The organism is Paenibacillus sp. FSL H7-0737 (assembly GCF_000758545.1).
GTDB lineage: Bacteria > Bacillota > Bacilli > Paenibacillales > Paenibacillaceae > Paenibacillus_AQ.
The window spans coordinates 4,537,736-4,563,493 of record NZ_CP009279.1 but is presented as its reverse complement, the minus strand read 5'-3'; the positions used below and the strand labels follow the sequence as shown (position 1 = coordinate 4,563,493).

Genomic DNA, 25,758 nt, shown 5'->3' with positions numbered 1-25,758 from the left:
AGAAAAATACAAATAGGGCGGGGCGGCGTGGAGGCTGTTCTGCCCTATTCTATTCAATTAAGGATAAATGTGGTATTCTCACATTGATATATATATAGAACGCTTACAGGAAGAAGGAAGAGGATCATTCGGATGGTAAGAGTACTTAAGCGTAATCATACCCCAGTTGTCAAATCCTTACGGAATACCTTATTCATCTATCTAGTTATCGGAACACTTCTTCCGCTTCTCTTAGTAGGATTCGTAACCTACACCTCTATTTACTCTATTCTTTCAGGGAAAATTGGCAATGGTATAAGTGCAAGCTTGAAACAGGAAGCCTCTAGCTTGGAGAATGCCATCGACAATATGGATTTTGCCTCTAAACAGTTTGCGCTGGATGGTCAGATTGTGGAAGAAATGTCCTCATTTATTCAGGAAAAGCAAATTTATCGCAAATCGCAAATGATGAACTCCATCAACCAGAAGATCAACCTCGTTAATTTCACGAATCCCTACATTGGACTTACAGCCTACATTATGCCAAGCAGTGATGATCCGGTTCTGTTCACGAATATGAGTGCGCGCAGAAATTTCGATATCAGTACGTTACCTTCTTTTATGCGATATAACGGAGCTGATTATTATGGACCTCATTCTACGATGTATGCCGTCGGCGATAATCTCGTGTTCTCAGAGCAGCGCATTGTACGCGTACCAGGTGAGCATAAGCTATATATTTATTTAGAGACGAATTATAGCCTGCTTCGCAAAATATTTAATCAGGAATCTTACGGGATGAAGGTTAACCACCTGCTTGTGAATCAACAGGGCTCTAGCACTTATGTCATTGATGGTAAATTGCCTCAAGGAATTATCAAAGCTGCTGGAAGCAACTCTAATCTATCACATGAAACACTTACCGGATATCATCTGTTTCGATACGCTAGCCCACAGGGATGGAAGCTTATTGCAGTAGTTAAAAAGTCCGAATTCAACAGTGAAATTTATTCTTGGTTCTATAAAATGATCCTGCTCGCGTTCTCGACACTACTCTTTGCTGGAGTTCTGGCTTTGATGATCTGGAAAAAGATTTATGGTCCTTTGCGCAAGGTTAACCTTGAAATTAATCGAATGGCGGAAAATGTTACCTCTCCGGTTGCCTACACGAATGTGGAAGAGTTTGATTTTGTGCTCAGTAACTTCCAGCAGATGAAGAAACAGGTGAATGAGCTGATTGTTGCGGTAGCCCATAATGAGAAGCAGAAAAGCCAATTCGAGATTGAAAAGCTACTTAGCCAGATTAACCCTCATTTTTTGCATAATACATTGAACACGGTGCAGTGGATGGCAAGGCTTAACGGTCAGAAGGAGATCGACAAGCTGGTTACCCTTCTTGTTAAGGTGCTGCATTATAATCTGGGCAAGCAAAGCATCATTGTTACCCTTGGAGAGGAAATTGAAGCGATCCGAAATTATATGGAACTGCAGCGCATCCGTTATGACTATGAATTCGAATTTAACGTGGAGGCTGATGAGGATGTATTGTCTGTGGCTGTCCCCAGATTCTTACTTCAACCTCTTGTTGAGAACTCGATTTATCATGGACTAAGCGATAATGGCAGGGTGGACGTCTTGATTACAGAGCATGGTGAAGGAGAAGTTCAGCTGTGTGTAAGAGACAATGGGGCTGGAATGGATGCGGATACGTTAGATCAACTGCTGTCAGAGAATGGCGCCAAGAAACGGGGGCTCGGAATCGGATTCTCGTACGTGAACCGGATGCTCAGAACCTACTATGAAGAACAAATGAAGCTAGAGATGTACAGCAAGCTAGGGGAAGGTACGGTTGTATCTATCGTGATTCCGAGGAAAGGTAAGGAGGACTTCGATGATTAAGGCTGTAGTGGTTGATGACGAGAGACTTGTGCGGAAAGGCTTCATATCTCTAATTGATTGGTCATCCTTAGGGGTTGTGATTGTCGGTGAGGCGGGAGATGGCAAATCGGCCTTGGAGCTACTTCAACAACAGGATGTGGATCTGTTATTTGTAGATTTGACCATGCCCGGCATTTCTGGGTTCGAGCTAATTAAACTAGTAAGGCAGCGTTTCGCAGGTATTCGCTGTGTTGTGCTTACTTGCCATCATGAGTTTGACTATGTGCAGGAGGCCATGCGTTTAGGAGCCGTTGATTATATTGTCAAAACTCTATTGGAGATGGAAAATGCGGACGAGACTATACGTCGCCTGGTCGATCGCATCAAATGGGAGGACAATACAAGGGATGCACTGGTTCATGGTGAAGGTAAAAGGATAGCTGCAGACAAGGCACTGCTCTATTTACCATTAAGCAGCCACTGTAATGAAGAAGAGTTATTTCACCTATCCTTCGTGAAGAATAATCCGCTGATTACCTTTCATGAGATGTGGATGTCGCCCTTGCTTCACCGGTTCTCGGAAGAGGAGGGGAAGCGTGAGCTTAAGAACCAGCTTTCTGGGAGATGGCAGACCGCGCTCATCAGTGGGTTAAGAGATCAGTCACTACAGGAATTGGAGGAGCAGCTCACCACGAAGCTTCGGCATATGCTATTTTATCATTCTAGTGCTGAAGAACTGACCTTTCTGAATTATGAGGAACTAAAGAAGGAAATAGCGGTTCCCCATTTAAAACCGGATGAAGCTGATCTATTCGTGCAAGCTCAAAATCTCAAGTGGACGATTGATGGAAACGAATGGGAGAATTTTGTAACGAACATACTCCTGCAGAAGCCAAGGCAAGATAGATTTCTAACGTTCGCCCATTCCCTTTTGCAAAGCTGGAGTTCTTTACTTTTGAAGTCAGAGGATGCTGTTCAACTGGAACGGGATATTTCTTTTAATTTGAACTGGTGCCATTGGAAGACCTGGCTGCGCCGATTTTCTGATCATGTGGGAAGGAGAATGCTCGAGCTAGGATTGACTAAAGAGGTGATGTCTTGCCTTATTCGCGCAGTTCGTTACATGAAGAGCCATGCAGGTGACAAAATCAATCAGAGCGACGTAGCGGCGGAAATTAATATGAGCCGTGGTTATTTCAGTCAATGTTTCGCTCGTTTTGCCGGGGAGACATTCGGTGAATGTTTACGGGGAATGCGGCTTGAGTTGGCTAAATCATTATTACGGGAGACTTCATTACCCGTCTGTGAGATTGCTTCAAGGTCTGGCTTTGAAGATGACCGTTACTTCAGTAGACTGTTCAAAGAACGTATTGGTCAACTCCCGAGTGAATATCGTGCGGAGGGGAAGGACCAATGATGAGATTGTATAGATCCATCCTCTTACTTGTAATGATGATCGGACTTACATCATGCCGTGACCAGAACAAAACAGTAGATTCTACTCGAAGTCCTCAGGGTGAGGTCGAAGATGCTTCTTTAGCGTATAGCAAATACGAAGATCCGATCGTGATTCGTGTAGGATTTAAGGTTCCCGATTCCAGGCTAAATACAGGTGACAGCAACGACAACAATCCAATCACCCGTTATTTGGAGAGCATTACGAATATCAAGGTAGTTCACTCTTGGGAAGCGAAGGGTGAAGATGCTTTTAATCAAAAAGCACAGCTTGCGATCGATAGCAATGATTTGCCGGATGCGATGGTTGTTGATCGAGATCAATTGAAGAAACTCATTGATAATGACATGATAGAGGATCTTACAGAGACCTACAATGTATATGGCTCTGATTTAATTAAGGATATGTACAATTCTACTCAGGGTGAGGCATTATCCGATGCTTCTCGATACGGCAAATTATACGGATTGCCTAATGTAGCCATTGATGCGGATTCGCCTGTTCTGCTCTGGGTGCGTCAGGATTGGCTGGATAAACTGGAGCTGCAGGCACCGCAAACCTTTGAAGATATTGAGAACATAGCGAAGGCTTTTATTGAGAAGGACCCCGATGGCAATGGCAAAAGAGATACGGTCGGACTTAGCGGCTACAAAAATATCATCTATGGGACAAAGCCATTAGTAAATGGTCTGGATGCTGTGTTTAGTGCATTGCATGCTTTTCCCACCAATTGGATCAAGGATAACGCTGGGAATATCGTATATGGATCCATTGCACCTGAGACCAAACAAGCGCTAGCCAAACTGGCTGATTGGTATAAAAGAGGGTTGCTGGACCCTAATTTTGCACTTTATAAAGAAACGCAAGAGCCTATTATTACAGGGAAATCAGGCATGTTCTTTGGCCCGTGGTGGATGCCGTATTATCCTTTGTCAGAGGCGGTTGCTCTCGATACGAAGGCAGAATGGAGAGCGTATGCTGCTCCACTTGATGAGTCTGGTAAATTTGTTGCTCATTTGGCTCCGGTAACAGACCGTTACCTTGTTGTGCGTAAAGGTTTCGAGCATCCAGAGGCGATTATGAAGCAGTTGAACGTGTTTACAAGACTTGAGAGAAGACAAGACCCTAATTCGGAGGAAGTTAAGAAGCTGGATGATTTCTCTGCGCAAACAGGAATTCAGCTGCGTGCTTATTATCCGTTTGACCTTTTAATTGATTATTCGGATGCGATAGAGAAACATTATGCAGATATCCAGCAAGCTTTACATGGCAAAATAGACCCGGAAACATTAAATCCAGATACCCGTCTCATTTATGATCAATGGGTGGAGGACACTGAACAACCAAAGAAAGATCTGGAAGGCTGGAAAGCAGCGAATGCATATAAATATGGAGTTGCCGTCTTAACCTCAACTGCAATTGAGGGAGTGCGGGGAGTATTTTACGGAAACACCCAACTAATGAAGAGTAAGTGGACGGAGCTGCAAAATCTGGAGAGCGAGACATTTTTGAATATCATTGTGGGCGATTCACCGCTTAGTGACTTTGATGTTTTTGTAGCGAAATGGAAGAGCCTCGGCGGGGAGGCGATTACTAAAGAAGTTGCTGAAACTGTAAAGGTGAAGTAAGTACGGGATGATATAGATTTTTTCTCTAAAAGTAGCGGAGTGAATGGACTGATTGTGGAAAAGTGGAGTGTCCTCACCAAGGAAACGGGAGCACAGATCGATAATTAGGGAATTTCTCCCTATAATTTCGCTGATTTGTTGGCAAATACCGATATTACTCTGATTTTTAGGGAGGATTTCCCTAATAATTCTCAAAAAAAAGAAGCTGTCCTTTAAGTAGCCTTTACTACTTTTGAGACAGTTTCTTTTTTTGTCCTATTCTTCGTCAGTGCTGATTTTTTGAAGTAAGTAGCGAAGCTGCTCTACTTCCTCGCTGGTTAATTTACCAACTAGGTTCTTGTTATAATCATCTAAAATAGACTGAAGAATTGGCGAGAAATCGATTGCTTTAGGCGTTGGATATAGTAGTTGAGAGCGTCGATCATTAGGATCTGGTTTACGTTCAATATAACCCGAATTCTCTAATTGCTTCACGGAGCGTGCGGTGGTGGCTTTATCGAATTTTAGTTCAGAAGTTAGTTGATCTTGTGTAATCCCTGGTCTGGAAGTAATCAGTTTTAGAAAACTATGTTGCCCACCACTACCTATTCCATAGGGCATGAATTTTTTTACCAATTGCTTTTGATTTTGACGATGAAAATAGGAAATCAACTTTCCTATAGGCTCTTTTTCCAAGATATAGACACCTCTTTGGGTTTATAGTTCGCGTATTTGCTACTCTGAGACAAAGTGTACAATAAAGTCGTTGCGCGCGCAACTAAATTGATGTACACTGGGTAAGTGAGTTTTGTTGCGTGCGCAACTAAACGTTGATTTTATATTCAATGAGGTGTTAGTTTATGAGTTCTATTAGCGCAACCTATCAGGAAGACAAGGAAATTCAGAAGAAACGCTGGATGATTTTAATTGTTCTGAATATTTTCACCTTCATGTCCACACTTGATGGTAGTATTGTCAACATCGCTCTGCCAGAATTATCGAAACAATTGAAGCTGCCTATGGCACAAATCGAATGGGTAACCACAGGATATTTGATGGCAATTTGTGCTGCGATTCTTTTCTTCGGGAAGCTTGGAGATATTGTCGGGAAGATTCGAATCTTTAAGATTGGTACGATAGTTTTTGTTATTGGTTCTATGCTGTGTGGATTTAGTATAAGTTTACCTGCTTTACTTGCTTCGCGTGTCATTCAGGCTATCGGAGCTTCGATGACAATGGCGAACAGCCAGGGAATCGTTACGGATATCTTTCCTGCCAATGAGCGGGGGAAAGCGCTTGGTTTCATAGGTACATTCGTGTCTCTGGGAAGTATAGCTGGCCCTAGCTTAGGTGGGATTATGGTTTCGACATTAGGCTGGGAGTATATTTTTTGGGTGAACATTCCTATTGGAGTGATCGCTATCCTGTTAGGCTGGAAGGTACTGCCTAAGGATTTAACTAGGACGAAATCTACAATAGACGTTCCAGGTAGTTTACTCTTCGCTATTTTTATCATAAGTTTGTTCGCAGGGCTATTATTGGGACAGCAGCTCGGTTATGGGGATAGCTTAATTGTGACGTCTTTAATCGTAGCTATAGTCAGCTTCATTGCTTTCTTATGGACGGAGCTTCGCCGGAAAGAACCGCTACTGCAATTGTCATTATTTAAGAATCCGTTGTTTTCATTAAGTATTTTATGTGGGTTTCTCGTGTTTACAGCGAACTTCTGCTTTAATATCATCGCGCCGTTTTATGCACAGAATATGCTGAATCTATCGCCCTTTGAAGCGGGATTCCTGTTGATGTTATTACCGATATGTATGGTAGTCGTAGCACCAATAAGCGGTGCTTTATCGGATAAAATCGGGTCTGAATTCCTAACTTTTGCAGGGCTGGTAGTTATGGTTATTGCTCAGTTTGGATTAGCTGAGCTTCATGAAGGAAGCTCTGTTGTGCTGGTAGGCGTGTGGATCGCTATGTTAGGAATAGGGAGTGGTCTGTTTCAGTCGCCAAATAATTCGCTTGTGATGTCAAAGGTGCCTAGAACTCAGCTTGGTTCTGCGGGCAGCGTCAACTCGCTTGTTCGTAATGTGGGGATGGTCGTCGGTATTACGATAGCTACGACGATTCTCTTTCATGTGATGAGCAGTGAAGCTGGTTATCGGGTAACAGGTCTAGTTCCAGGCCGACCAGAGTTATTTATCAGTGGGATGCATGTAGTGTTCATGACTTCGGCATCCATATGCTTTGTGGCTGCACTGCTAACGGGTTGGAGAATGATTAGTGCAAGAAGCGCCAGAGTGCAGACTTCGGAAAGACCATAAGGAGTAAAAGAAGAAGATCCTTCTGACGCTACGGCGTGGAAGGATCTTCTTTGTGATGATATTGAAGGGCTTTCTTAATGGCTTGCAAGTATTGATACCGATAATGATCATCCGGTTCTAAATAGGCACCCTCAGCCCATTCGTTCCAAGCGTTAATATAAATAAAATCACTTTTGAACATCTTCTTGGTCCTCTCAATTTGTCGTGACAGGTATTGACCGAATTTGTGAGGATTTGCACCTAAAGTACTTTGTCCGGCAGCACCTTTGCGTGGTGTATTATCCCAGTTAACAAATGCTCCCGGATATATAATTTCCCCATCCCTATGAGGTGTCCGTTCTAACATAGATTCCCATAATTCATCGTAATCAATGACAATATGCTTTTGATCCTCCACCTGCTTGGAACTCCATAAGTGCTTTACACCGCCATGTGCGAATGTGTAGTGAGGCTCGAATTCTAGACTGGCGTCGAACCCGTGCTCTGTATATAGGGGGAATCCGCCCAGTGTCCGGACAAGATGAAGGCCCTTAAGTCCGTTTTGCTGAGCCAAATCACGCCAACATTGAAGCATCTCATCACACCGAGGGATGCTGGAGGATCTATAGATAATGAATACTGGTTTGCCGTCTACGCAAATATATCGTTCATCTTTGAAGACCTCCAACAAAGCATAAAAATGCATTCGCCAATCCCGTTCTTCTCCATATTCTTGTGGCATCAAGACATCTTCTTCAGTGCCATCCCAGCTTCGTGTCCAAGGTTCGTTAGCCCAAGACAGACAAAAGGGGAAGTCAGGCTCTTTGCTGGCAAGAATCTGCTGAACCGGTTGTTCCAGAAGTCGCCTGCCATTGAACCAATAGTGATAATAACAAAAACCGTAAATGCCATGAGCTTTTGCAGTTTCTGCCTGCCATTGTTTCACATTAGGGTCCGTTAAATCGTAGTAGTTATTATTTAACGGTTTTTTCGGTTGATCATGTCCAGGATAAAGGGCTGTAGCCTTCCTGACATTTGTCCATTCTGTAAATCCCTCTCCCCACCAGGAATCGTTCTCTGCTATCTGATGAAACTGAGGCAATACAAAAGCGATGCATTTCAAGTCAAGTCACCCCCTATGGTTCCGTGAATATTTTTTTGAGAAGCAGCTTTCCCTGCTGAAGATAAGAATGATTGTACTTCACTTCCTTTAGAGCAAGAGAGGCCGAACTTCTCCTTGCATCACTATGAGCAATATAGTACTTGAAGCTCTCAGAGAGCTCTTTAAAGTTCTGGAAACGAATAAGGCCTTCTTCTGTGATGGGGTAACTTTGAAAATGGGGATGATCTTCCACGAACTGAAATACACCGCAAGCAGCGACCTCCATAATTTGCTGCACAGATCCTGTGCAATTGATGATGATCCTTGCTCCATTATAATAGTTAGATATTTCTGCTTTATCGTAGGTGATGTCTATGAAATTTTTGGTGGGCTCCCACCCGCTACCAATGGTCAATATCTTGAGGCCATGAAGTAGTTCTGAATGAGCTAGGGTGTCCAGAACACTATTCATTTGAAAATGGCCGAGAATGAGTACGTCACTGTGGTAACGGTTCTCGACACGTCTTGGATAATAGAGTTCTGTATCTGGAGCATAAGGGAGGTAGCACGAATGTTTCTCACGTAAACCTTGATAATAGATTAGATTAGCTATGTTCTGTGTGAAAATATAATCGAATAACAGCGCTAGATTACGTTCTGTTCGGGTAAGGCAGGTCGCGTCTGCCATCCATACAGCCTTAGGAGCGTTATAAGCTTTGAGGGCAGGAATATTCTCCTCAGGGAACAGGGATTCTGATCCCAAGGCTAGTATCATATCAGGCTGATACTGGGCTAAATATTCTTCTAGATTATGATGTAACTTAATGGCAAGCACTTCTTTGACCAGATGCCTTAGCTGATCTTTAAAAAGTCGTACATTAGGCATTTTATCACTTATCTCTGAGGGGACCAGAAGCAATACTCTTAATTGCTTTAGTTCCCGTATTATGGTTTCCGCTCTGTAAGAGTTCTCGAGAATGAGATTATGGTGTTGCGATTGATGAACTTGGCTGATGGAGACTTCGTGAGTTGAGATCCTTTGAGGAGTGAGCCTAGTAGCTGTCTTCTTCATAATTCCTCCTGTATTCATTGGAGCCAGTCGTTCGCTCTAGCACCTAGTCTTGCTAATCATTATATGTGTAGGGGGTTCATTTGACTTTAGGTATAAGACCATTAATCTGAATCTTGAAGGAAAAAGCGGATTTAGTAAAAGATGTATATCTATCTATGACCGGATTGTCTTGTCTAACATAAGATATACTATAAAACCTGAAAGGGATGATCGTCTTGCCAACCTTCGATAATATTCTTGTTACAGGAAGTCAGACCATTCAAAATGATCTGCATGTCAACGGGAATGAGACTATCGATTCAAACTTGCAATTAAATGGTAGTCAGACTATTATGGGAAGCCTTCAGGTGAACGGCAGTCAGTCCCTGCTCGGTCATTTGGGGGTTACCGGTGAGATTAGCGGTGCAGGCACCATCAAAACTGCGACCCGTTTGATCGCGGTGAATCAGGCATTGTCACCAGTTTCAGCACCTACGAGCCTTCAGCAAGTCAGATATTTCGCTGTGGGAGTTTCAAGTCAGACAGGACTCGTGCTGAAGGGCACGGATGGAAATGACTATGTATTATTTATCGATTTGACCGGGGGAACACCTAATATTGGGATCCAGAGAGCTTAAATCTGATAACATTAACATCTTCAAGCTCTGAACAATAAAAAAACAGCAAGTCGCCTAGGTACAAATAGGGACTTGCTGTTTGAGGTTTCTATTAGTTCTTAAAGCTGTGAATTGGAGCAGGAATTCGTCCGCCTCGGTTGATAAAGTTGGCACAATTGAAGCCGTTAACAGCCATGACAGGCGCATATCCAAGTAGGCCGCCAAATTCTACAATTTCGCCTACATCCTTACCAATGACAGGAATGACGCGAACAGCGGTTGTTTTGTTGTTGACCATTCCGATAGCAGCTTCATCGGCGATGATGCCAGAGATCGTCTCTTTGGTGGTACTTCCCGGAATAGCAATCATGTCCAGTCCCACAGAACATACACAGGTCATGGCTTCTAGCTTCTCAAGTGTAAGAGCACCACGTTGTACGGCTTGAATCATTCCGTGATCTTCACTAACTGGAATAAAGGCTCCACTGAGTCCGCCAACATAGGAGGAGGCCATCACGCCACCTTTTTTAACATTGTCATTTAGAATCGCCAGAGCTGCTGTTGTTCCTGGTGCGCCAGCTTCTTCCAGACCCATGACTTGAAAGATCTCCGCAATGGAATCCCCAATTTCTGGTGTTGGAGCCAGAGATAAATCGATAATCCCAAAAGGCACGTTCATCCGTTTCGATGCTTCCTGCGCAACTAGTTGTCCCACACGCGTAACTTTAAACGCAGTTCGTTTGATCGTTTCACACAGGGTTTCGAAGTCCTGACCTTTTACTTCCTCTAATGCACGCTTGATTACACCCGGGCCACTGACGCCAACGTTGATGACACATTCCCGTTCACCGACCCCATGAAAGGCTCCAGCCATAAAAGGATTGTCCTCGACAGCATTACAGAAGACAACCAGCTTAGCACAGCCGATGGAATCCCGATCCTTGGTGCGTTCTGCAGTTTGAATAATGATATCACCCATTAATTTCACAGCATCCATATTGATTCCACTTCTGGAGGAGCCGACGTTGACGGAAGAACAAACTCTTTCAGTGACTGCAAGTGCTTCTGGGATACTGTCGATTAGAATACGATCACCTTTGGTGCACCCTTTTTGCACAAGCGCAGAGAAGCCGCCAATAAAGTTAACGCCGACTTCTTTGGCAGCCTTGTCCAAAATTTCCGCTACAGGCACATACGTATCCGTCTTTACGGCGCCAGCAGCAATAGCAATAGGAGTCACAGAAATCCGTTTATTAACAATGGGTACACCGAATTGTCTTTCCAGATCTTCACCTGTTTTGACGAGCTTCTCGGCGGATCTAGTGATTTTGTCGTATACGTTTTGGTTAAAAGTTCTCATATCTGTATGTGCACAATCCATGAGGCTGATCCCCATCGTTATAGTACGTACATCCAGATTCATTTCACGGATCATCTTATTCGTTTCTTGTACTTCCACCAGTGATATCATGGTCATCCTCCTAAATGCGGTGCATAATATTAAAAATATCCTCATGCTGAAGCTTGATTTCCACGCCGATCGCTTCTCCGATCAAATGTAAATCTTCAACAATATCCTCAAATGCTTTAGTCGCGCCAGAAATGTCTACAATCATCATCATGTTAAAATAATCTTGTACAATCGTCTGAGAAATATCCAGAATGTTCAAATTGTGCTCGGCAAGATATGTACATACCTTGGCAATAATCCCTACTTTGTCTTTTCCTAATACAGTAATAATCCCCTTCATAAATACAGCCTCCCTTTGTATATGGTGATTACGCCGTGTAAACGGAATGAACCATTCCAATCATTATTACAAATGCTGAAGCAAGCTTCAACCAAAGGTTTTTTGTCCGTTTGATCATTTTTATATAAAGTCCTATGAATTTAAAGAAAATTCGATTGACAGTATATGAAAAATATGATGAAGTGAGAGATTGATACGATACTCTGAAGGAGTAAATATGACTACACAAAAATATAAAAATATGGTTGAAGAGCGGACCAAACAAACCCTCCAGGAATGGTCGGAACTGTCGGAAGTTAACGAGAAGGACATTTATCGTTTTTTGCATAATTTGAAAGGTACGGCAGGAACAGTGGGGTTACAAGAAGTTGAACAGTTTGCCGATGCAACGTTGCCCTATTTCATGGAAAGTAGCCTTAAGAGCTGGTCTATTGAAGAGTGGGGCGATTATTTGTATCCGCTTATTCCACTGTTTAACCAAGATTCATCGGTTTCTCTAGGTTCAGTTAAGCCGTTAGACAAAAAAGGAAATGATGTTGCACTCCCACATAATGATATTTTGCTTATTGATGATGATGTAGAATTAGTGGCTTATTTAAAAGAATCATTGGAGAAGCAGAACTATTATGTAAGCATAGCCTTATCCGCTGAACGGGGTCTCAAGATTTTTTATGAAACCAAACCGGATCTAATTCTTCTGGATATTCTTTTGCCTGATATCAGCGGAATTGAGGTCTTGAATCAAATTATCGGCAAAGCCAAAAAAGAACGTATTCCAATCATCATTATAAGTGGGGAGTACTCCAAAGCGACTCAACTGCATGCGTATAGGCTGGGCGTGATGGATTTTTTATCGAAGCCTGTAGATATTGATTTATTTCTGGCTTTGATTAAAAACCGCTTTGAGTTAAAGCGGGAGTGGCAGGAATCCATCATTGTGGATGAATTGACGGGTGCGTTTAATCGAAAACACTTTAATCAAGTGATGAAGCAGCTGATTTGCGATTTTAAGCGCACGGAACGGGTGTTTTCTTTAGCACTGATTGATCTGGACTATTTCAAAAAGATTAATGATACATATGGTCATCTAATCGGAGATGAGGTATTACAGTCCTTGTCTGAGCTTGTAAAGGGTTCGATTCGTATGGAAGATACCTTTTGCCGCTTCGGTGGAGAAGAGTTTGCTGTGTTCCTACCAAATACGGATGCGAGTTCTGCATTGACAGTAATAAACCGTATTCAGGAGCAATTTGCTGCCACTGACTTTTTTGCGAAGAATGAAGTCTTTCATGTGACCTTCTCGAGTGGGATATCAGAGGTAACAGAAGCTGAGAATATTGCCGATAAAATTGTAGAAGAAGCAGACCAAGCTCTCTATGCCAGCAAAGATGCCGGAAGGAATCAGACTACACTCTACACGGACCATTTATCGTCGACTAAAAAGCATTCGGTTCTAAATGTAATTGTTGTGGATGATGATGCGTTGATTCGAAAAATAGTGACTCATCAGATTGATACTTGGGAGCCGGAGGATATTGCTGAGGTGAATATCAGCAGTTATGCGAACGGGCTGGATTTCTTGCAATCGGATTGGTATTCCATAGATGAGAAATATATCATTCTACTAGATGGAGTGATGCCGGATCTTGATGGCGTTGAAGTCCTGGAAAGAATTCGCAAGACGTATCCGGAAGTGAATATATTAGTGATCATGCTGACAGGGAGAAATAATCAGGCGGATATTGTACATGCCCTGCAGATGGGTGCCGATGATTATGTAGTAAAACCTGTCCATATGCCTGAGCTGTTGTCCCGAATGGAACGGTTGGCTCATAGATTCTTGTTCTAACATGAAGGGAATTGTGTGAATATGCAAAAAATAATGGTAGTGGATGATGAAGAAGTATTACGGATGTTAATCGAGGATACATTGGAAGATTTGGAGAATGTTGAGATTCACACAGCGGAGAATGGGTTGGAAGCTCTAACTAAGCTGTCTACGGATCCTTATGATTTGGTGATTCTGGATTATATGATGCCGGAAATGACAGGGATTGAAGTGCTTCAGCAGCTGGATGAGGAGAAGAAGAAAAGTACAGCTATATTAATGTTAACGGCCAAAGCTCAAGATGTAGATCGAATTCGAGCAGTTGAAGCAGGTGCGCGTTACTTCATGCCGAAACCATTTAGTCCGATGGAACTCTTGCAGATTGTGGAGGGGATCCTGAGTGGTGAAGAAAAGTAACGCTAATCACAGCATCAAAAATAAATATTTCCGCATCATTGTATTAGTGTTTTCTTTAATCTTTCTTATGGGAACTGTTTTTTTTATTTTCATAAACTATGAGCAAGATGAATTAAGTAGAGAACGTGAAAGTTTGCAGTATAAAGCAGACACGATCAGCGAGATGGCGAGCACGTTAAATGAGGTGTTTTTCCGAGCTAGGGGATTCACTTTGCTTAAGGACGAGAATGAATTAAAGCTCTTAAATGCAGCCTTAGTAAAATTTGATCAAATACTGGATACGTATTCTAATCTTAATTTATCCGCCGAAGAAGCCTTGTTTAGAGATGGTTTAAAATCATTTTATGTCCAGTATAAAAATAAAACCTTACCGGAAGCAATTCGGCTTGTCGAGGCTGATGATTATGCTGCTTTAAGAGTACTATCCGGAGATGGTATTACTAAATCAGTGAATGATTTTCTAACGTATACGAAAGAGTACAGACAGCGATCCGATGCAGCATTAAATACCATGGCTATGGATTATATTAAACGAGCTAACGAATTCACCTTTATCGCCTTCTTTTTTAGCACGATTATTCTACTGTTCTTTACCTTTATGATCTGGCGGATTCTTAAGAATTTGATTAATCCTATTTTGAAGCTGGAAGGGGCCACTCATTCCTTGGCTGCCGGTGAGGAAATTCTTCTCGGCAAGCTTAAGCATCAAGATGAGATTGGTCGGCTTTATAATGCATTTCTAAATATGGCCAGAAGTATTCAGGACAAAGAAGAAGAATTGATGATGCAGAATGAAGAGCTGCACGCGCAGCAAGATGAACTTCAGGATCAGCAGTATAGACTGCAACGTTCGCTTAGTGAAATAGAGAGTATGATGAAGGCACTCGATCAATCCTCAGCGGTGGGGATCCTTACAGATAAAGGCGTATTTACCTACGCGAATGATAATTTAAGTAAATATACCGGCTATAAAAATTCTGAAATTATCGGTTTTACCTATAAGTTATTTGAACTCTATAATATTTCTAGAGAACAAATGCAGAAGATCTTCAACAAATTATATACGGGCGGGGTATGGAGCAATGAACTCCAGATTCTGACTAAAGACGGATCGCCAATCTGGATGCATCTGACTGTCGTGCCGTATCTGAACAATGAGGGTGTGATTTATCAGTACATTTTTATCGCGTATGATGTCACCTCTATGAAGAGTGTACAGCTGGAGCTAGCGGAAACGCTGAAGAATACGGAACAGACAAAAAAAATGCTTGAGCTTAATAATCAGTTGAATCATGACATTACTTACACCTTAGATAAACATGAATTTGCAGATAAGTTTATTCAGTTCATGCATCACCTGTATTCATTTGATTCGAGTTTCTTCCTTCTTGTAAAAGATAAGATCGCGGCTGTTAAAGGGATTCCTCAGGAAAATGTAGAGCGTTATCTCGATAATGAGAACAATGAAATGTTATATCGTTTGAAGACGGAAAAAACCTATCTGATTAAGCGTCTAGCTACGCAATCGGAACAGGGGATTTCTGCGGATGAGGTCTACTGTTATGATTTCTATACCACTGTTGTAAATGCAGAAGATGAGATTCTAGCTGTATTTTGCGGGACCCGGATTGGACATTCTTTCAGTAAAGAAGAGATTAATGAGGTTCAAGGAATGATGAATCGCGTAGCTCTGGCGATTGAACGTTTGTTCATGTACGAAGAGATTGAACATGGGCGAAAGCTGAACCGCGATATCGTGAATAACGTAAACGAAGGCATTCAGTTCGTGAGTACAGAAGGCGTGATGCTTCAGATGAATAAGGCGCTGTGCAACATCGTTAACTATGACTGGATCGAAGGTACACTGACTCCTAGAAAAGAATGGATGGATTATTTCATCGAACGCTCGAATGAGAACCATGAACTTCGGTCGTTTTTTGAACAGGCAATCTCTGAGGATGCTCTGGAGTCTAGCAGTATGCAATACTCCATTGGAACGGAATCCAAGAAGCATATTGATGTTTATGCGATTCCTGTTTTCCGTCGGGAGCTTAGAATTGGTACATTGTTTGTATATAGAGATATCACTAGGGAGTACGAGCTGGATCTTATGAAATCTGATCTTGTCAGTACGGTAAGTCATGAGCTGAGAACGCCATTGTCGAGTGTATTAGGATTCACGGAACTGCTATTGTCCAAAACCATGAAGCCTGAGAAGCAGCTGAAGTATTTGGAGACGATTCATAAGGAAGCGAAGCGGTTGACTGAGCTTATTAATGATTTTCTGGATCTGCAGAGAATGGAGTCAGGGAAGCAGCAGTATATCACGGAGCATGTAAATCTTAGTGAAATTGTCCTTGGGGTTATCGATCAATATAAACTTAGTAGCACACATCATGTGCTATTGGTGGATGAGGCTCTGAATGCGGAGGTAGATGTGGACAAGGATAAGATCGTCCAAGTTCTAACAAATTTGTTAAGTAATGCGATCAAGTTCTCACCCTCTAACAATGAAGTGAAGGTACTGCTGCATAATGAGCCGGATCATATTATTGTGCGTATCCAGGATAATGGTCTGGGCATTCCAAAGGATCAAATCGGACAGCTATTCCAAAAATTCAGACGAGTGGACAACAGCGCCTCCAAAAGAATTGGTGGAACAGGTCTCGGTCTTGCCATCTGTAAAGAAATTATTGAGAAACAAAAGGGAACCATCGGTATTGATTCGGTAGAGGGTGAAGGGACAACCGTTTGGTTTAGCCTTCCAATCCTTAATGCAGAAGCAAGCCGGCAGCAAGATGAGCTGAATAAATGGAATGCCGATAAAGAGCTCAAACCTAATGTAATGATTGTTGAAGATGATTATAGTCTTTCGTTGCTTTTATCAGAAGAGCTAAAAGGGAAGGGGTTCCGTGTTACCCATCACTATCATCCACAGCAAGCTTTTGATCAGGCCTTGAAAACACCATTTGTTGCGATCGTGGTTGATTTGATGCTTGGTGAAGAACTGGACGGCTGGGATTTGATCCGAATGCTAAAAGAGGATTCGAGAACAGAGAATATTCCGATTGTTATCTCTTCTGCTCTGGATCAATCAGATAAGAACCAATTGAATGATGTGATACAGAAGTATTTGACGAAGCCTTATCCGCCAGGTGAGTTATCAAATACGCTTGAAGAGATTGTGAAGATAAAGACAGGGGTAGGCGAGGTATTATTTCCCGAAAGTAAGAAGGATTTATAGTTTTTATTTATCACAATATTTTATAAATAGTATCATTTTTTATAATGAAACCGATCAAAACAGAGCAAATCATACTGTTTTGATCGGTTTTTACGTACTTTATTGATACTTTTTCAATAATTAACAATTTTTAGGTGAAAATGACTTCATTGATCGTTTACAAATATTGTGATAGCCTGATTTTATGAGGTTCTAAAAAAGGCTCAGATAAATTCAATTGAGGCACGGATCATAACCAGATTTCATGTTTAGGAGAGATGGATATTGTTGCAACTACAGGTAACGAACAGTCCTTTTAACGAGAACCAAGTCGAGCTTCTCAATCGTCTTCTACCAACCTTAACGGAGACGCAGCAAATATGGCTTAGTGGATTTTTGTCCGCGATTGGACGTACTACGGCGGCAGCGCCAGCAGGTGCTGAACTTCAAGTGCCATCGAATACGATTGGAAACACAGAGGTTGGCGCTTCCGTAACGAGCCAACCAGCAGCCTCACGGGAAGTGACCATATTATTTGGTTCGCAAACGGGGAATTGCCAGCGACTTGCGGGGAGCTTGTCCCGCAAGCTGGAAGAGCAAGGATTTCAGGTCACACTCTCCGCGATGAACAATTTCAAACCTACAGCGCTTAAAAAGGTTGAGAATCTACTTCTATTGGTGAGTACTCATGGAGAAGGTGAACCACCTGATAATGCAAGGATTTTTCATGAATTTATTTACAGTAAAAGAGCTCCTCAATTAGAGAACCTACGGTTTTCAGTTCTGGCTCTGGGAGACACCTCTTATGAATTTTTCTGTCAGACGGGTAAAGAGTTCGATCAGAGGTTAGAGGAGCTTGGTGGTAAGCCTCTAAGTCCACGTGTAGATTGTGATCTCGATTATGACGATTCCGTTGCCGAATGGTTTGAAGGTGTAATTGGTGCATTAAATGCAAATTTAAATGCTCCAGCCATTGCTGCAAAAGCGGTTCAAGCCGCGGAGGACGCAGAGTCACAAGAACCTCTATATACTCGTAATAATCCTTTTAAGGCAGAGGTACTGGAGAATCTGAATTTGAACGGACGCGGTTCGGACAGGGAGACTCGCCATTTGGAACTATCGCTTGAAGGCTCTAATATACAGTTTGAACCTGGGGATGCACTGGGAGTTTACCCAGAGAATCATCCTGAACTGGTGGACGCTATTATTCATACTATGGGCTGGAATCCTAATGATAAGGTTCCGTTTAATAAGAAAGGTGATGAAGGAGCCTTACGTGAGGCACTTTTGCATCATTATGAAATCACTGTATTGACCAGACCTTTGCTGGAGCAAGCGGCAAAGCTGTCTGCTTCAAACAAGCTGAGTGAGTTATTAGCTCCAGACCGTGCTTCGGAGCTTAAAGCGTATATTCAAGGACGCGATCTACTCGATTTGATCCAGGACTTCTCACCGTGGGAAGGTCCAGCCAGCAGTTTTGTGACGATTTTGCGGAAGCTTCCTGCACGCCTATATTCTATCGCCAGCAGTTATAAAGCTAACCCGGATGAGGTTCATCTAACCGTCAGAGCTGTACGTTATGAGGCTCACGGTAGGGAACGTTACGGTGTCTGCTCAGTGCATTGCGCAGAAAGAGTAGAGCCGGGAGATACATTGCCTATTTACATTCAGCATAATCCTAACTTTAAGCTGCCGACTAATCCGGATGCGCCGATCATCATGATCGGACCAGGCACAGGTGTTGCACCATTCCGCTCTTTCCTAGAGGAACGTGGAGAACTGGGAGCGGAAGGGAAATCTTGGCTGTTCTATGGGGATCGGCATTTTGTAACAGATTTCCTGTATCAGACTGATTGGCAGAGAATGCTAAAGGATGGCGTTCTAAGTAAGCTGGATGTCGCCTTCTCACGTGATACCGAAGAGAAAGTATATGTACAACATCGCATTTTACAAAAAAGTCGTGAGGTTTATGAATGGCTGCAAGAAGGTGCTCATATCTACGTTTGCGGTGACGAGAAGTACATGGCGCATGATGTTCATTCTGCACTGCTTACGGTGATTCAGAGTGAGGGCGGACTGAGCCCTGAAGCGGCAGCGGCTTATCTGGAAGATATGCAACAGACGCAGCGTTACCAGCGTGATGTCTATTAATGGATAGATGGAGTTATCGAATGACTTCGGGGGGAGATAACAACAATGGCAAACAATGAGAAGGTTAAGCCGATCGGCGGGCCTCCAAGTGATGTTGAGCATATTAAATCGGAGAGTAACTATCTGCGGGGTGCATTAGTTGAGACACTAAGCAATCCGATTACGGGTGGTCTACCTGAAGATGATAATCGGCTGCTTAAATTTCACGGAAGCTATATGCAGGATGACAGAGATTTGCGCAATGAACGGGAACGTCAGAAGCTGGAGCCAGCATTCCAGTTTATGCTCCGCGTAGTTGCCCCAGGTGGTGTAGCTACACCGGAACAATGGCTGGTGATGGATGATCTGGCACAGAAGTATGGTAACGGAACCTTACGTCTGACTACAAGACAGGCATTTCAAATGCATGGCGTTCTCAAATGGAACTTAAAAAAAACCATTCGAAGCATCAATGATACGCTAATGACAACCCTTGCAGCTTGTGGGGATGTCAACCGTAACGTAATGAGCAATCCGAATCCTTATCAATCTGAGGTGCATGCAGAAGTCTATGAATGGGCGCGCAAAGTTAGTGATCATCTATCCCCACGTACTCCCGCTTACCATGAAATTTGGCTAGACGGTGAAAAGGTAGTGGATAGTTTAGGAGATCGGGCAGAAGTTGAACCGATCTATGGTCCGGTATATTTACCGCGTAAATTCAAGATTGGTCTTGCGGTGCCTCCTTCAAATGACGTAGATGTGTTCTCGCAGGATCTAGGCTTCATCGCTATTCTTGAGAATGATAAGCTGGTAGGGTTCAACGTTTCTGTAGGCGGTGGTATGGGAATGACGCATGGCGATACCAGCACGTATCCTCAGCTTGGCCGTATCATTGGTTTTTGCCGTCCTGATCAATTAATCGATGTAGCGGAGAAGACAGTAACGATTCAGCGGGACTATGGAAATCGTTCTGTCCGCAAAAATGCACGGTTCAAGTATACGATTGACCGCCACGGTCTGGAATGGTTTGTCGATGAGCTGCATGAAAGACTCGGATGGCAGCTTGAGGCGGCACGTGAGTACCATTTCGACCATAATGGAGACCGCTATGGCTGGGTGAAGGGTACGAATGGAAAATGGAATTTGACGCTTTATATCCAAAGCGGACGGATTCATGACCAAGAAGGGTACACGTTGATGACTGGACTGCGGGAAATTGCCAAGATTCATACCGGGGATTTCCGGCTTACGCCGAATCAGAATTTAACGATTGCTAACGTAACCACTGCCAAAAAGCGAAAAGTGGCTGAGCTGGCTAAACAGCATGGACTTACGGACGGAGCTCATCTGTCTGCGCTACGACGCAGTTCGATGTCTTGTGTGGCGCTACCAACCTGCGGACTTGCAATGGCTGAAGCAGAACGTTATTTGCCTTCGTTGATTGATAAGCTAGAACTTGTCCTTGATGAAGCTGGTCTACGCGATGAGGAAATCGTGATCCGGATGACAGGCTGTCCTAATGGGTGTGCAAGACCGGCACTAGGCGAAATCTCGTTTATTGGTAAAGGTCCAGGCAGATATAATATGTACTTGGGAGCAGGGTTTACAGGAGATCGCTTGAACAAAATGTATAAAGAAAACATAGATGAAAAAGAAATTCTGGAGACGCTGGAGCCAATTCTTCATCGTTATTCAAAAGAACGTCTGCATAGCGAGCATTTTGGAGATTTCGTGATCCGTGCAGGTTATGTCAAAGTGGTTTCGTCAGGTCTTAATTTTCATGACTAATCTAATTTAGACTGAAATGGGTGTCCCAGAGCCTGCATTATGGCTGCTGGGACACCTCTTTGTTGGTTGGCCTTACCCTAACCACATTTTCATAAGAATAAGGGGAGTTTTTTAGTTTCAGACAGGAATAAATATTTTTTTTTGCTTAATGATTTGGATTTCTCGTGTTTTTCTTTCATAATATAAAGGGGAAACTAAATACAAAAGAAGAGCCATTGCCCGAGAGTGATGTGTTCTGTACAGAAGAGGCGATATTATGATTATCATGAAAACGATGGAAGAGATCGAAAAAATGCGTGCGGCGGGAAAAATTCTCGCTGAATGTCATCGTCAAATTGCGCAAATTCTACAGCCGGGAATTACTACCTGGGAGATTGATGAATTTGCAGAAAAATTTATACTGTCTCAAGGAGCGACTCCTGAGCAAAAGGGATATAACGGATATCCGTATGCAACCTGTGCATCTGTAAATGATGTAATCTGCCACGGATTTCCGAAGAAGGAACCACTTAAAGATGGAGATATAGTAACCATAGACATGGTAGTTAACTTAGATGGCTGGTTGGCAGATTCCGCTTGGTCATATGGGATTGGCAACATTAGTGAGCAGGCGACTAAATTGCTAGACACCACAAAAGAATCTTTATTCCGTGGTATCGAGCAGGCAGTTGCAGGCAACCGTATCGGGGATGTCGCTCATGCTATTCAAGTTTACGCAGAGTCTAATGGTTTTTCAGTTGTGCGTGATTTTATTGGCCATGGGATTGGTTCAGAAATGCATGAAGCACCAGAAGTACCTCACTATGGTCCGGCTGGCAGAGGACCTCGTCTTAAAGAGGGGATGGTATTTACCATTGAACCGATGCTGAACACAGGCAGCTACAGGACAAAGATTGATGCGGATGGTTGGACTGCACGTACCATTGACGGCGGTCTGTCAGCACAGTATGAACATACATTAGCTATCACCCCTCAAGGAACCATTATCCTGACTGAACTATAATTTAGGGTAGAAAATAGACCTGATTAGCTTCATCTTCTCATGATGTTGCTGATCAGGTCTTTTTGTTGTTCAACTAATCAGTTAATCAGTAATGTTGCGAGTATAATATTCAATGATATCTTTTCGACGAATAATTCCGACAAACACGCCTTCTTTATCAATCACAGGAACAAAATTCTGATCTGCGGCGAGCGTCAGCATATCCTCCATTTCGGCATTTATGAGAACGCTCTCGTTATGAACATGCTTCTGGATATCGCTTACTGGAACTTCTCCTATATTGTCAAAAGTTAGACCTGCTGTGTTTTTCAGCTTCCACAATAGATCACCTTCCGAAAGTGTTCCTACATATTTTCCTTCATTATCAATAATAGGGATAGCCGTATAATGGTGCTGCTCTAATTGTTCTAAGGCTTCCAGCATGGATAGTGAGTTAGTGATATAGGCAACTTGATCTTTAGGCAACAAAAAAGAGGATATTTCCATCGGCATGAACTCCTTTGTATTGAGATTTTTTTAGTTAGGCTACTTTTATTTAAACATACTTTTTGAAGGGATAGGTGTTTTAAATTTTATTATTTAATTATAGGTGAAAAGACCTATTTAGTGATAGTCGTATTTTGTCGATTAAAGATAAGGTATATTATCCTAGAGTGGAGTTGTTCAGATGGCGTTATATCGTAGGCTTTCTTTAACGGTTAAATTTGTTCTGGTAGTAAGTTTAGTTATCATTGTTATCTTTTTCTTTAGTCTAATCGCGAATCTGCTTAATCTTCGAAGTGTGAGCATATCGAATGGTGAACTAGAGGCGGAAGTTGCTGGACGAAGTTATGCGGAAACTATTCAGAATAGTATGGTAGACATAGAGTCGGCAGCAAAGGTATTCACAGAAGTACTGGTTGAATCAAGAGAACATCAAACTTTGAGTCGTGAAGAAGTTATTTCAACAATGAAATCGATGCTTGAGAATAGACCCGAGCTTTTTGCAATTAGTACAGTGTGGGAACCGAATGCCTTCGATCAAAACGATCAGGCTAATATCAATAAGATGCCGTATGATGATGGTACGGGGCGTTTTATTCCTTATGTTCTTAGGAATCAAGGTTCAATAACGGTTGAACCCTTAAAGAATTACGATGTAGAAGGTGCGGGTGATTATTACCTTTTACCTAAAAAAGAGAAAAAACCGATCTACATTGAACCCTATTCCTATGAGACGACTGGTGGGGCTATAGAGATGATTTCGGTTATGCTGCCCATTTTGGACAAATCGGGCACTTTTCTTGGGACGGTAGGATTTGATGTTTCGTTATCAAAGCTCCAGGAGGATGCTGATAAATATAAACCTATGGGTGGATACGTTTCTCTAGTCACGGGTAATGGCAAATATGCAGCTAATCCTAATGATCCAGAAAGTGTACTTAAAGATTTCGGTGATACGGAAGAGAAAGCTGCACTGTGGAGACAAGTGAAGAATGGGAAGTCGGTTCAGGGGTACACCAATAATTCGAAAGGAGAAAATGTACTTCGTATTTTTGTTCCGATTCCACTGCCAGAAAGCGATCAGGTATGGTATACGCAGACTGCGATTCCTAAAGCCACAATCATGGCTGATTACGAACAAACGAAAACAGAATCATTTATTATCATGATTGTTGGGATGCTGATTCTAGGAATAGTTATAGTCTTACAATTATGGTTAATGGTGATCAAACCGCTTCGAGTATTATCTGAGAAATTGCAGCTTATGGCTCAAGGGGACTTAACACAAACATTGCAGGTTCGAAATGATGATGAATTCGGTAAGATGTCTTCACATTTTAATCAGATGACATATAAGCTTCGAGAAATGTTTGGAATTGTGGCTGATTTATCGATGTCAGTGGGTGCTACTTCTGAAGAGTTGACAGCGAACGCGGAACAGACAGGGAAAGCTGCTGAACAGATTGCTGTGGCTATTGGACGAGTCGCCGAGGGAGCGCAACTGCAGAATGGTTATGCAGGAGAATCTTCTCTGGCCATGAGCGATCTTAGCATTGGAGTGCAACGTATCGCTGACTCTTCATCAGCGGTGTCTGCATCTGCAGACGAAGTAACCGATCAAACGAAGAGAGGCAGTGCACAGCTTCAAATGGCGGTGAACCAGATGACAGAGCTTAAGCAATCCGTGGACGAGACCAGTCTGGCGATTGAACGACTAGGTGAAAGATCTGTACAGATTAGTGGGATTATTGGTCTGATCTCAAATATTAGTAAGCAGACTAATCTATTGGCATTAAACGCAGCAATTGAAGCATCCAGAGTGGGTGAACAAGGTCGTGGATTTGCTGTAGTAGCTTCGGAAATACGCATGTTGGCGGATCAAACGAAACAAGCTGCCGAACAAGTTACTGAATTAGTCGAACATGTGGTCCAAGATACTAATCAAGCCTCACAGGCTATGGCTGTTGGTAATGAGCAAGTACGTATCGGTGTGCAGGGTGTATCTGACAGTGATCTTTTGTTTACATCGATTCTTGCTGAAATGACACAGGTTACAGATCAGATTCAGGAAGTATCTGCAGCTGCACAGCAGATGACTGCTGGTACAGAGCAAATTTCAGCTAGTGTAAAAGTATTAGCCGAACTTGCATCAGAAGCGTCCGCAGATTCACAAAGTGTTGCAGCAGCCTCAGAGGAGCAGCTTGCTTCTATGGAAGAAATCTCAGCTTCGACGGAATCCCTCAGCTCAATGGTGCAAGATTTGCTGGACAAATTGTCTTATTTTAAAATTTAAACTGATGTGATATCGTGATTACAGGTGGGAAACCCTGTCCTTTTCTAAAGGATCAGGGTTTTTTCCATTTATTACATAATCTAAAAGGTATCTACATGCCATCGGATGTGCTATAATCAATATATCGAAAGTAGTTACCTGCTAATTCACATAGCGTAGAGGGTTATTCTTAAGATGACAATAACCTTGTACCATATGTGAATTTTTATTTTTTTAGAGATTTTGTAAGAGATTTTTTTGGGATAAGAATAACATGTAAATTAAAAAAGGTGGTAATTATATTATGCAAACAGGAACAGTGAAATGGTTTAACGCAGACAAAGGCTTTGGTTTTATCGAGGTTGAAGGCGGAGAAGACGTATTCGTACATTTCAGCGCAATCACTGGTGACGGATTCAAGTCTTTGGATGAAGGACAACGTGTAGAATTTAACGTAGTTCAAGGCAATCGTGGTCAACAAGCTGAGAATGTTGTAAAACTCTAAAGTTGTGAAAAAAATCCCCAAACTTATAGTTTGGGGATTTTTTTAAATATAAGAAATTATAAGTTTCACACAATACTTTATGTCTTATATTTCTCGCTTAGTAGAAAGGTGGCGGATGTAAGTGCAGGTGTTTGAAGACTGGAATTTAAAAGTGAAGAAAACCTTTAACGCTACAAGCAACAAAGAAGTATTGACTGTGTCTGAAGCCGGTAGCTTGCTTGGTCTGTCTAAAGATCAAATGAAAAGCTATGTAGACCAGCATAAGTTAACCAAAGTCCCAATTATGAGAAGTGTTGTCAGGTATCTTTTACTGAAAAGTGAAATCGATACGATCCTGAACAAAACCTAATGTAACCTCAATA

The 25,758-nt window shown here is 42.4% G+C and carries 20 protein-coding genes; 14 read left to right on the top strand and 6 right to left on the bottom strand.

The window, feature by feature from the left end:
• The first annotated feature begins 132 nt into the window (after positions 1-132).
• Genes H70737_RS20010 through H70737_RS20000 form a run of 3 tightly spaced genes read left to right on the top strand, consistent with a single transcriptional unit; the run spans position 133 to position 4,941 of the window.
• Positions 133-1,878 (top strand): sensor histidine kinase, encoded by a 1,746-nt coding sequence (locus H70737_RS20010; protein WP_042189994.1) that lies wholly within the window; start codon positions 133-135, stop codon positions 1,876-1,878.
• Entirely contained in the window at positions 1,871-3,274 is a 1,404-nt protein-coding gene (locus tag H70737_RS20005; RefSeq protein ID WP_042189992.1) for a response regulator transcription factor, read from the top strand. Before H70737_RS20010 ends, H70737_RS20005 begins: the two co-directional genes overlap by 8 nt.
• Complete coding sequence (locus tag H70737_RS20000) at positions 3,271-4,941, top strand: extracellular solute-binding protein (protein ID WP_052404363.1); 1,671 nt, start codon at positions 3,271-3,273, stop codon at positions 4,939-4,941. The genes H70737_RS20005 and H70737_RS20000 overlap by 4 nt, the downstream gene beginning before the upstream one ends.
• Positions 4,942-5,196: 255 nt before the next feature.
• Here H70737_RS20000 and H70737_RS19995 read toward each other — a convergent pair whose 3' ends face one another.
• Positions 5,197-5,616: a MarR family winged helix-turn-helix transcriptional regulator gene (locus H70737_RS19995; protein ID WP_042189990.1), complete on the bottom strand. Its 420-nt coding sequence runs from the start codon at positions 5,614-5,616 to the stop codon at positions 5,197-5,199.
• Between the two features lie 164 nt (positions 5,617-5,780).
• On the opposite strand from H70737_RS19995, the gene H70737_RS19990 reads away from it, so the two are divergent.
• Complete coding sequence (locus H70737_RS19990; protein ID WP_042189988.1) at positions 5,781-7,244, top strand: MFS transporter; 1,464 nt, start codon at positions 5,781-5,783, stop codon at positions 7,242-7,244.
• 28 nt (positions 7,245-7,272) lie between these two features.
• Here the strand turns inward: H70737_RS19990 and H70737_RS19985 are convergent, their stop codons facing one another.
• A complete protein-coding gene (locus H70737_RS19985; RefSeq protein WP_042189986.1) occupies positions 7,273-8,346 on the bottom strand; it encodes a glycosyltransferase WbsX family protein in 1,074 nt (357 codons plus the stop codon).
• 13 nt (positions 8,347-8,359) lie between these two features.
• A complete protein-coding gene (locus H70737_RS19980; RefSeq protein WP_052404362.1) occupies positions 8,360-9,397 on the bottom strand; it encodes a glycosyltransferase family protein in 1,038 nt (345 codons plus the stop codon).
• 206 nt (positions 9,398-9,603) lie between these two features.
• Here H70737_RS19980 and H70737_RS19975 point away from each other — a divergent pair, with 206 nt between their 5' ends.
• The gene (locus tag H70737_RS19975) at positions 9,604-10,014 is read left to right on the top strand and encodes a hypothetical protein (RefSeq protein WP_231573315.1); all 411 of its coding nucleotides are present in this window, start codon (positions 9,604-9,606) and stop codon (positions 10,012-10,014) included.
• 91 nt (positions 10,015-10,105) lie between these two features.
• On the opposite strand, the gene H70737_RS19970 is transcribed toward H70737_RS19975, so the two are convergent.
• Together H70737_RS19970 and H70737_RS19965 are read right to left on the bottom strand one after the other, a co-directional pair.
• Complete coding sequence (locus H70737_RS19970) at positions 10,106-11,461, bottom strand: PFL family protein (protein WP_256716384.1); 1,356 nt, start codon at positions 11,459-11,461, stop codon at positions 10,106-10,108.
• Between the two features lie 13 nt (positions 11,462-11,474).
• Entirely contained in the window at positions 11,475-11,744 is a 270-nt protein-coding gene (locus H70737_RS19965) for an ACT domain-containing protein (protein ID WP_042189980.1), read from the bottom strand.
• A gap of 217 nt (positions 11,745-11,961) precedes the next feature.
• On the opposite strand from H70737_RS19965, the gene H70737_RS19960 reads away from it, so the two are divergent.
• The 6 genes from H70737_RS19960 to map all read left to right on the top strand — a co-directional run bounded on the left by H70737_RS19960 (position 11,962) and on the right by map (position 22,136).
• Positions 11,962-13,593 (top strand): diguanylate cyclase, encoded by a 1,632-nt coding sequence (locus H70737_RS19960; RefSeq protein WP_042189978.1) that lies wholly within the window; start codon positions 11,962-11,964, stop codon positions 13,591-13,593.
• 21 nt (positions 13,594-13,614) lie between these two features.
• On the top strand, positions 13,615-13,989 hold the full coding sequence (locus tag H70737_RS19955; RefSeq protein WP_042194236.1) for a response regulator transcription factor: 375 nt from the start codon (positions 13,615-13,617) through the stop codon (positions 13,987-13,989).
• Positions 13,976-17,233, top strand: a complete 3,258-nt coding sequence (locus H70737_RS29900; RefSeq protein ID WP_156113155.1) for an ATP-binding protein — start codon at positions 13,976-13,978, stop codon at positions 17,231-17,233. The genes H70737_RS19955 and H70737_RS29900 overlap by 14 nt, the downstream gene beginning before the upstream one ends.
• 267 nt (positions 17,234-17,500) lie before the next feature.
• Complete coding sequence (locus tag H70737_RS19945; RefSeq protein ID WP_042194232.1) at positions 17,501-19,363, top strand: assimilatory sulfite reductase (NADPH) flavoprotein subunit; 1,863 nt, start codon at positions 17,501-17,503, stop codon at positions 19,361-19,363.
• Between the two features lie 45 nt (positions 19,364-19,408).
• Positions 19,409-21,133: an assimilatory sulfite reductase (NADPH) hemoprotein subunit gene (gene cysI / locus H70737_RS19940; RefSeq protein ID WP_042189975.1), complete on the top strand. Its 1,725-nt coding sequence runs from the start codon at positions 19,409-19,411 to the stop codon at positions 21,131-21,133.
• 256 nt (positions 21,134-21,389) lie between these two features.
• On the top strand, positions 21,390-22,136 hold the full coding sequence (map, locus tag H70737_RS19935; protein ID WP_042129378.1) for a type I methionyl aminopeptidase: 747 nt from the start codon (positions 21,390-21,392) through the stop codon (positions 22,134-22,136).
• Between the two features lie 81 nt (positions 22,137-22,217).
• Here the strand turns inward: map and H70737_RS19930 are convergent, their stop codons facing one another.
• The gene (locus tag H70737_RS19930; RefSeq protein WP_042189973.1) at positions 22,218-22,622 is read right to left on the bottom strand and encodes a CBS domain-containing protein; all 405 of its coding nucleotides are present in this window, start codon (positions 22,620-22,622) and stop codon (positions 22,218-22,220) included.
• Between the two features lie 181 nt (positions 22,623-22,803).
• Here H70737_RS19930 and H70737_RS19925 point away from each other — a divergent pair, with 181 nt between their 5' ends.
• The 3 genes from H70737_RS19925 to H70737_RS19915 all read left to right on the top strand — a co-directional run bounded on the left by H70737_RS19925 (position 22,804) and on the right by H70737_RS19915 (position 25,745).
• Positions 22,804-24,912, top strand: a complete 2,109-nt coding sequence (locus tag H70737_RS19925) for a methyl-accepting chemotaxis protein (protein WP_042189971.1) — start codon at positions 22,804-22,806, stop codon at positions 24,910-24,912.
• A 283-nt stretch (positions 24,913-25,195) separates the two neighbouring features.
• The gene (locus tag H70737_RS19920; RefSeq protein ID WP_036685790.1) at positions 25,196-25,396 is read left to right on the top strand and encodes a cold-shock protein; all 201 of its coding nucleotides are present in this window, start codon (positions 25,196-25,198) and stop codon (positions 25,394-25,396) included.
• Positions 25,397-25,517: 121 nt separating this feature from the next.
• On the top strand, positions 25,518-25,745 hold the full coding sequence (locus H70737_RS19915) for a MerR family transcriptional regulator (RefSeq protein WP_042189969.1): 228 nt from the start codon (positions 25,518-25,520) through the stop codon (positions 25,743-25,745).
• Positions 25,746-25,758: the final 13 nt, after the last annotated feature.

Coding starts and splice junctions, on each gene's coding strand:
- H70737_RS19960 (WP_042189978.1), top strand. CDS start 11,962: ATGACTACACAAAAATATAAAAATATGGTTGAAGAGCGGACCAAACAA.
- map (WP_042129378.1), top strand. CDS start 21,390: ATGATTATCATGAAAACGATGGAAGAGATCGAAAAAATGCGTGCGGCG.
- H70737_RS19930 (WP_042189973.1), bottom strand. CDS start 22,622: ATGGAAATATCCTCTTTTTTGTTGCCTAAAGATCAAGTTGCCTATATC.
- cysI (WP_042189975.1), top strand. CDS start 19,409: ATGGCAAACAATGAGAAGGTTAAGCCGATCGGCGGGCCTCCAAGTGAT.
- H70737_RS20005 (WP_042189992.1), top strand. CDS start 1,871: ATGATTAAGGCTGTAGTGGTTGATGACGAGAGACTTGTGCGGAAAGGC.
- H70737_RS20010 (WP_042189994.1), top strand. CDS start 133: ATGGTAAGAGTACTTAAGCGTAATCATACCCCAGTTGTCAAATCCTTA.
- H70737_RS19925 (WP_042189971.1), top strand. CDS start 22,804: ATGGCGTTATATCGTAGGCTTTCTTTAACGGTTAAATTTGTTCTGGTA.
- H70737_RS19990 (WP_042189988.1), top strand. CDS start 5,781: ATGAGTTCTATTAGCGCAACCTATCAGGAAGACAAGGAAATTCAGAAG.
- H70737_RS20000 (WP_052404363.1), top strand. CDS start 3,271: ATGATGAGATTGTATAGATCCATCCTCTTACTTGTAATGATGATCGGA.
- H70737_RS19955 (WP_042194236.1), top strand. CDS start 13,615: ATGCAAAAAATAATGGTAGTGGATGATGAAGAAGTATTACGGATGTTA.
- H70737_RS19965 (WP_042189980.1), bottom strand. CDS start 11,744: ATGAAGGGGATTATTACTGTATTAGGAAAAGACAAAGTAGGGATTATT.
- H70737_RS19920 (WP_036685790.1), top strand. CDS start 25,196: ATGCAAACAGGAACAGTGAAATGGTTTAACGCAGACAAAGGCTTTGGT.
- H70737_RS19980 (WP_052404362.1), bottom strand. CDS start 9,397: ATGAAGAAGACAGCTACTAGGCTCACTCCTCAAAGGATCTCAACTCAC.
- H70737_RS19975 (WP_231573315.1), top strand. CDS start 9,604: ATGATCGTCTTGCCAACCTTCGATAATATTCTTGTTACAGGAAGTCAG.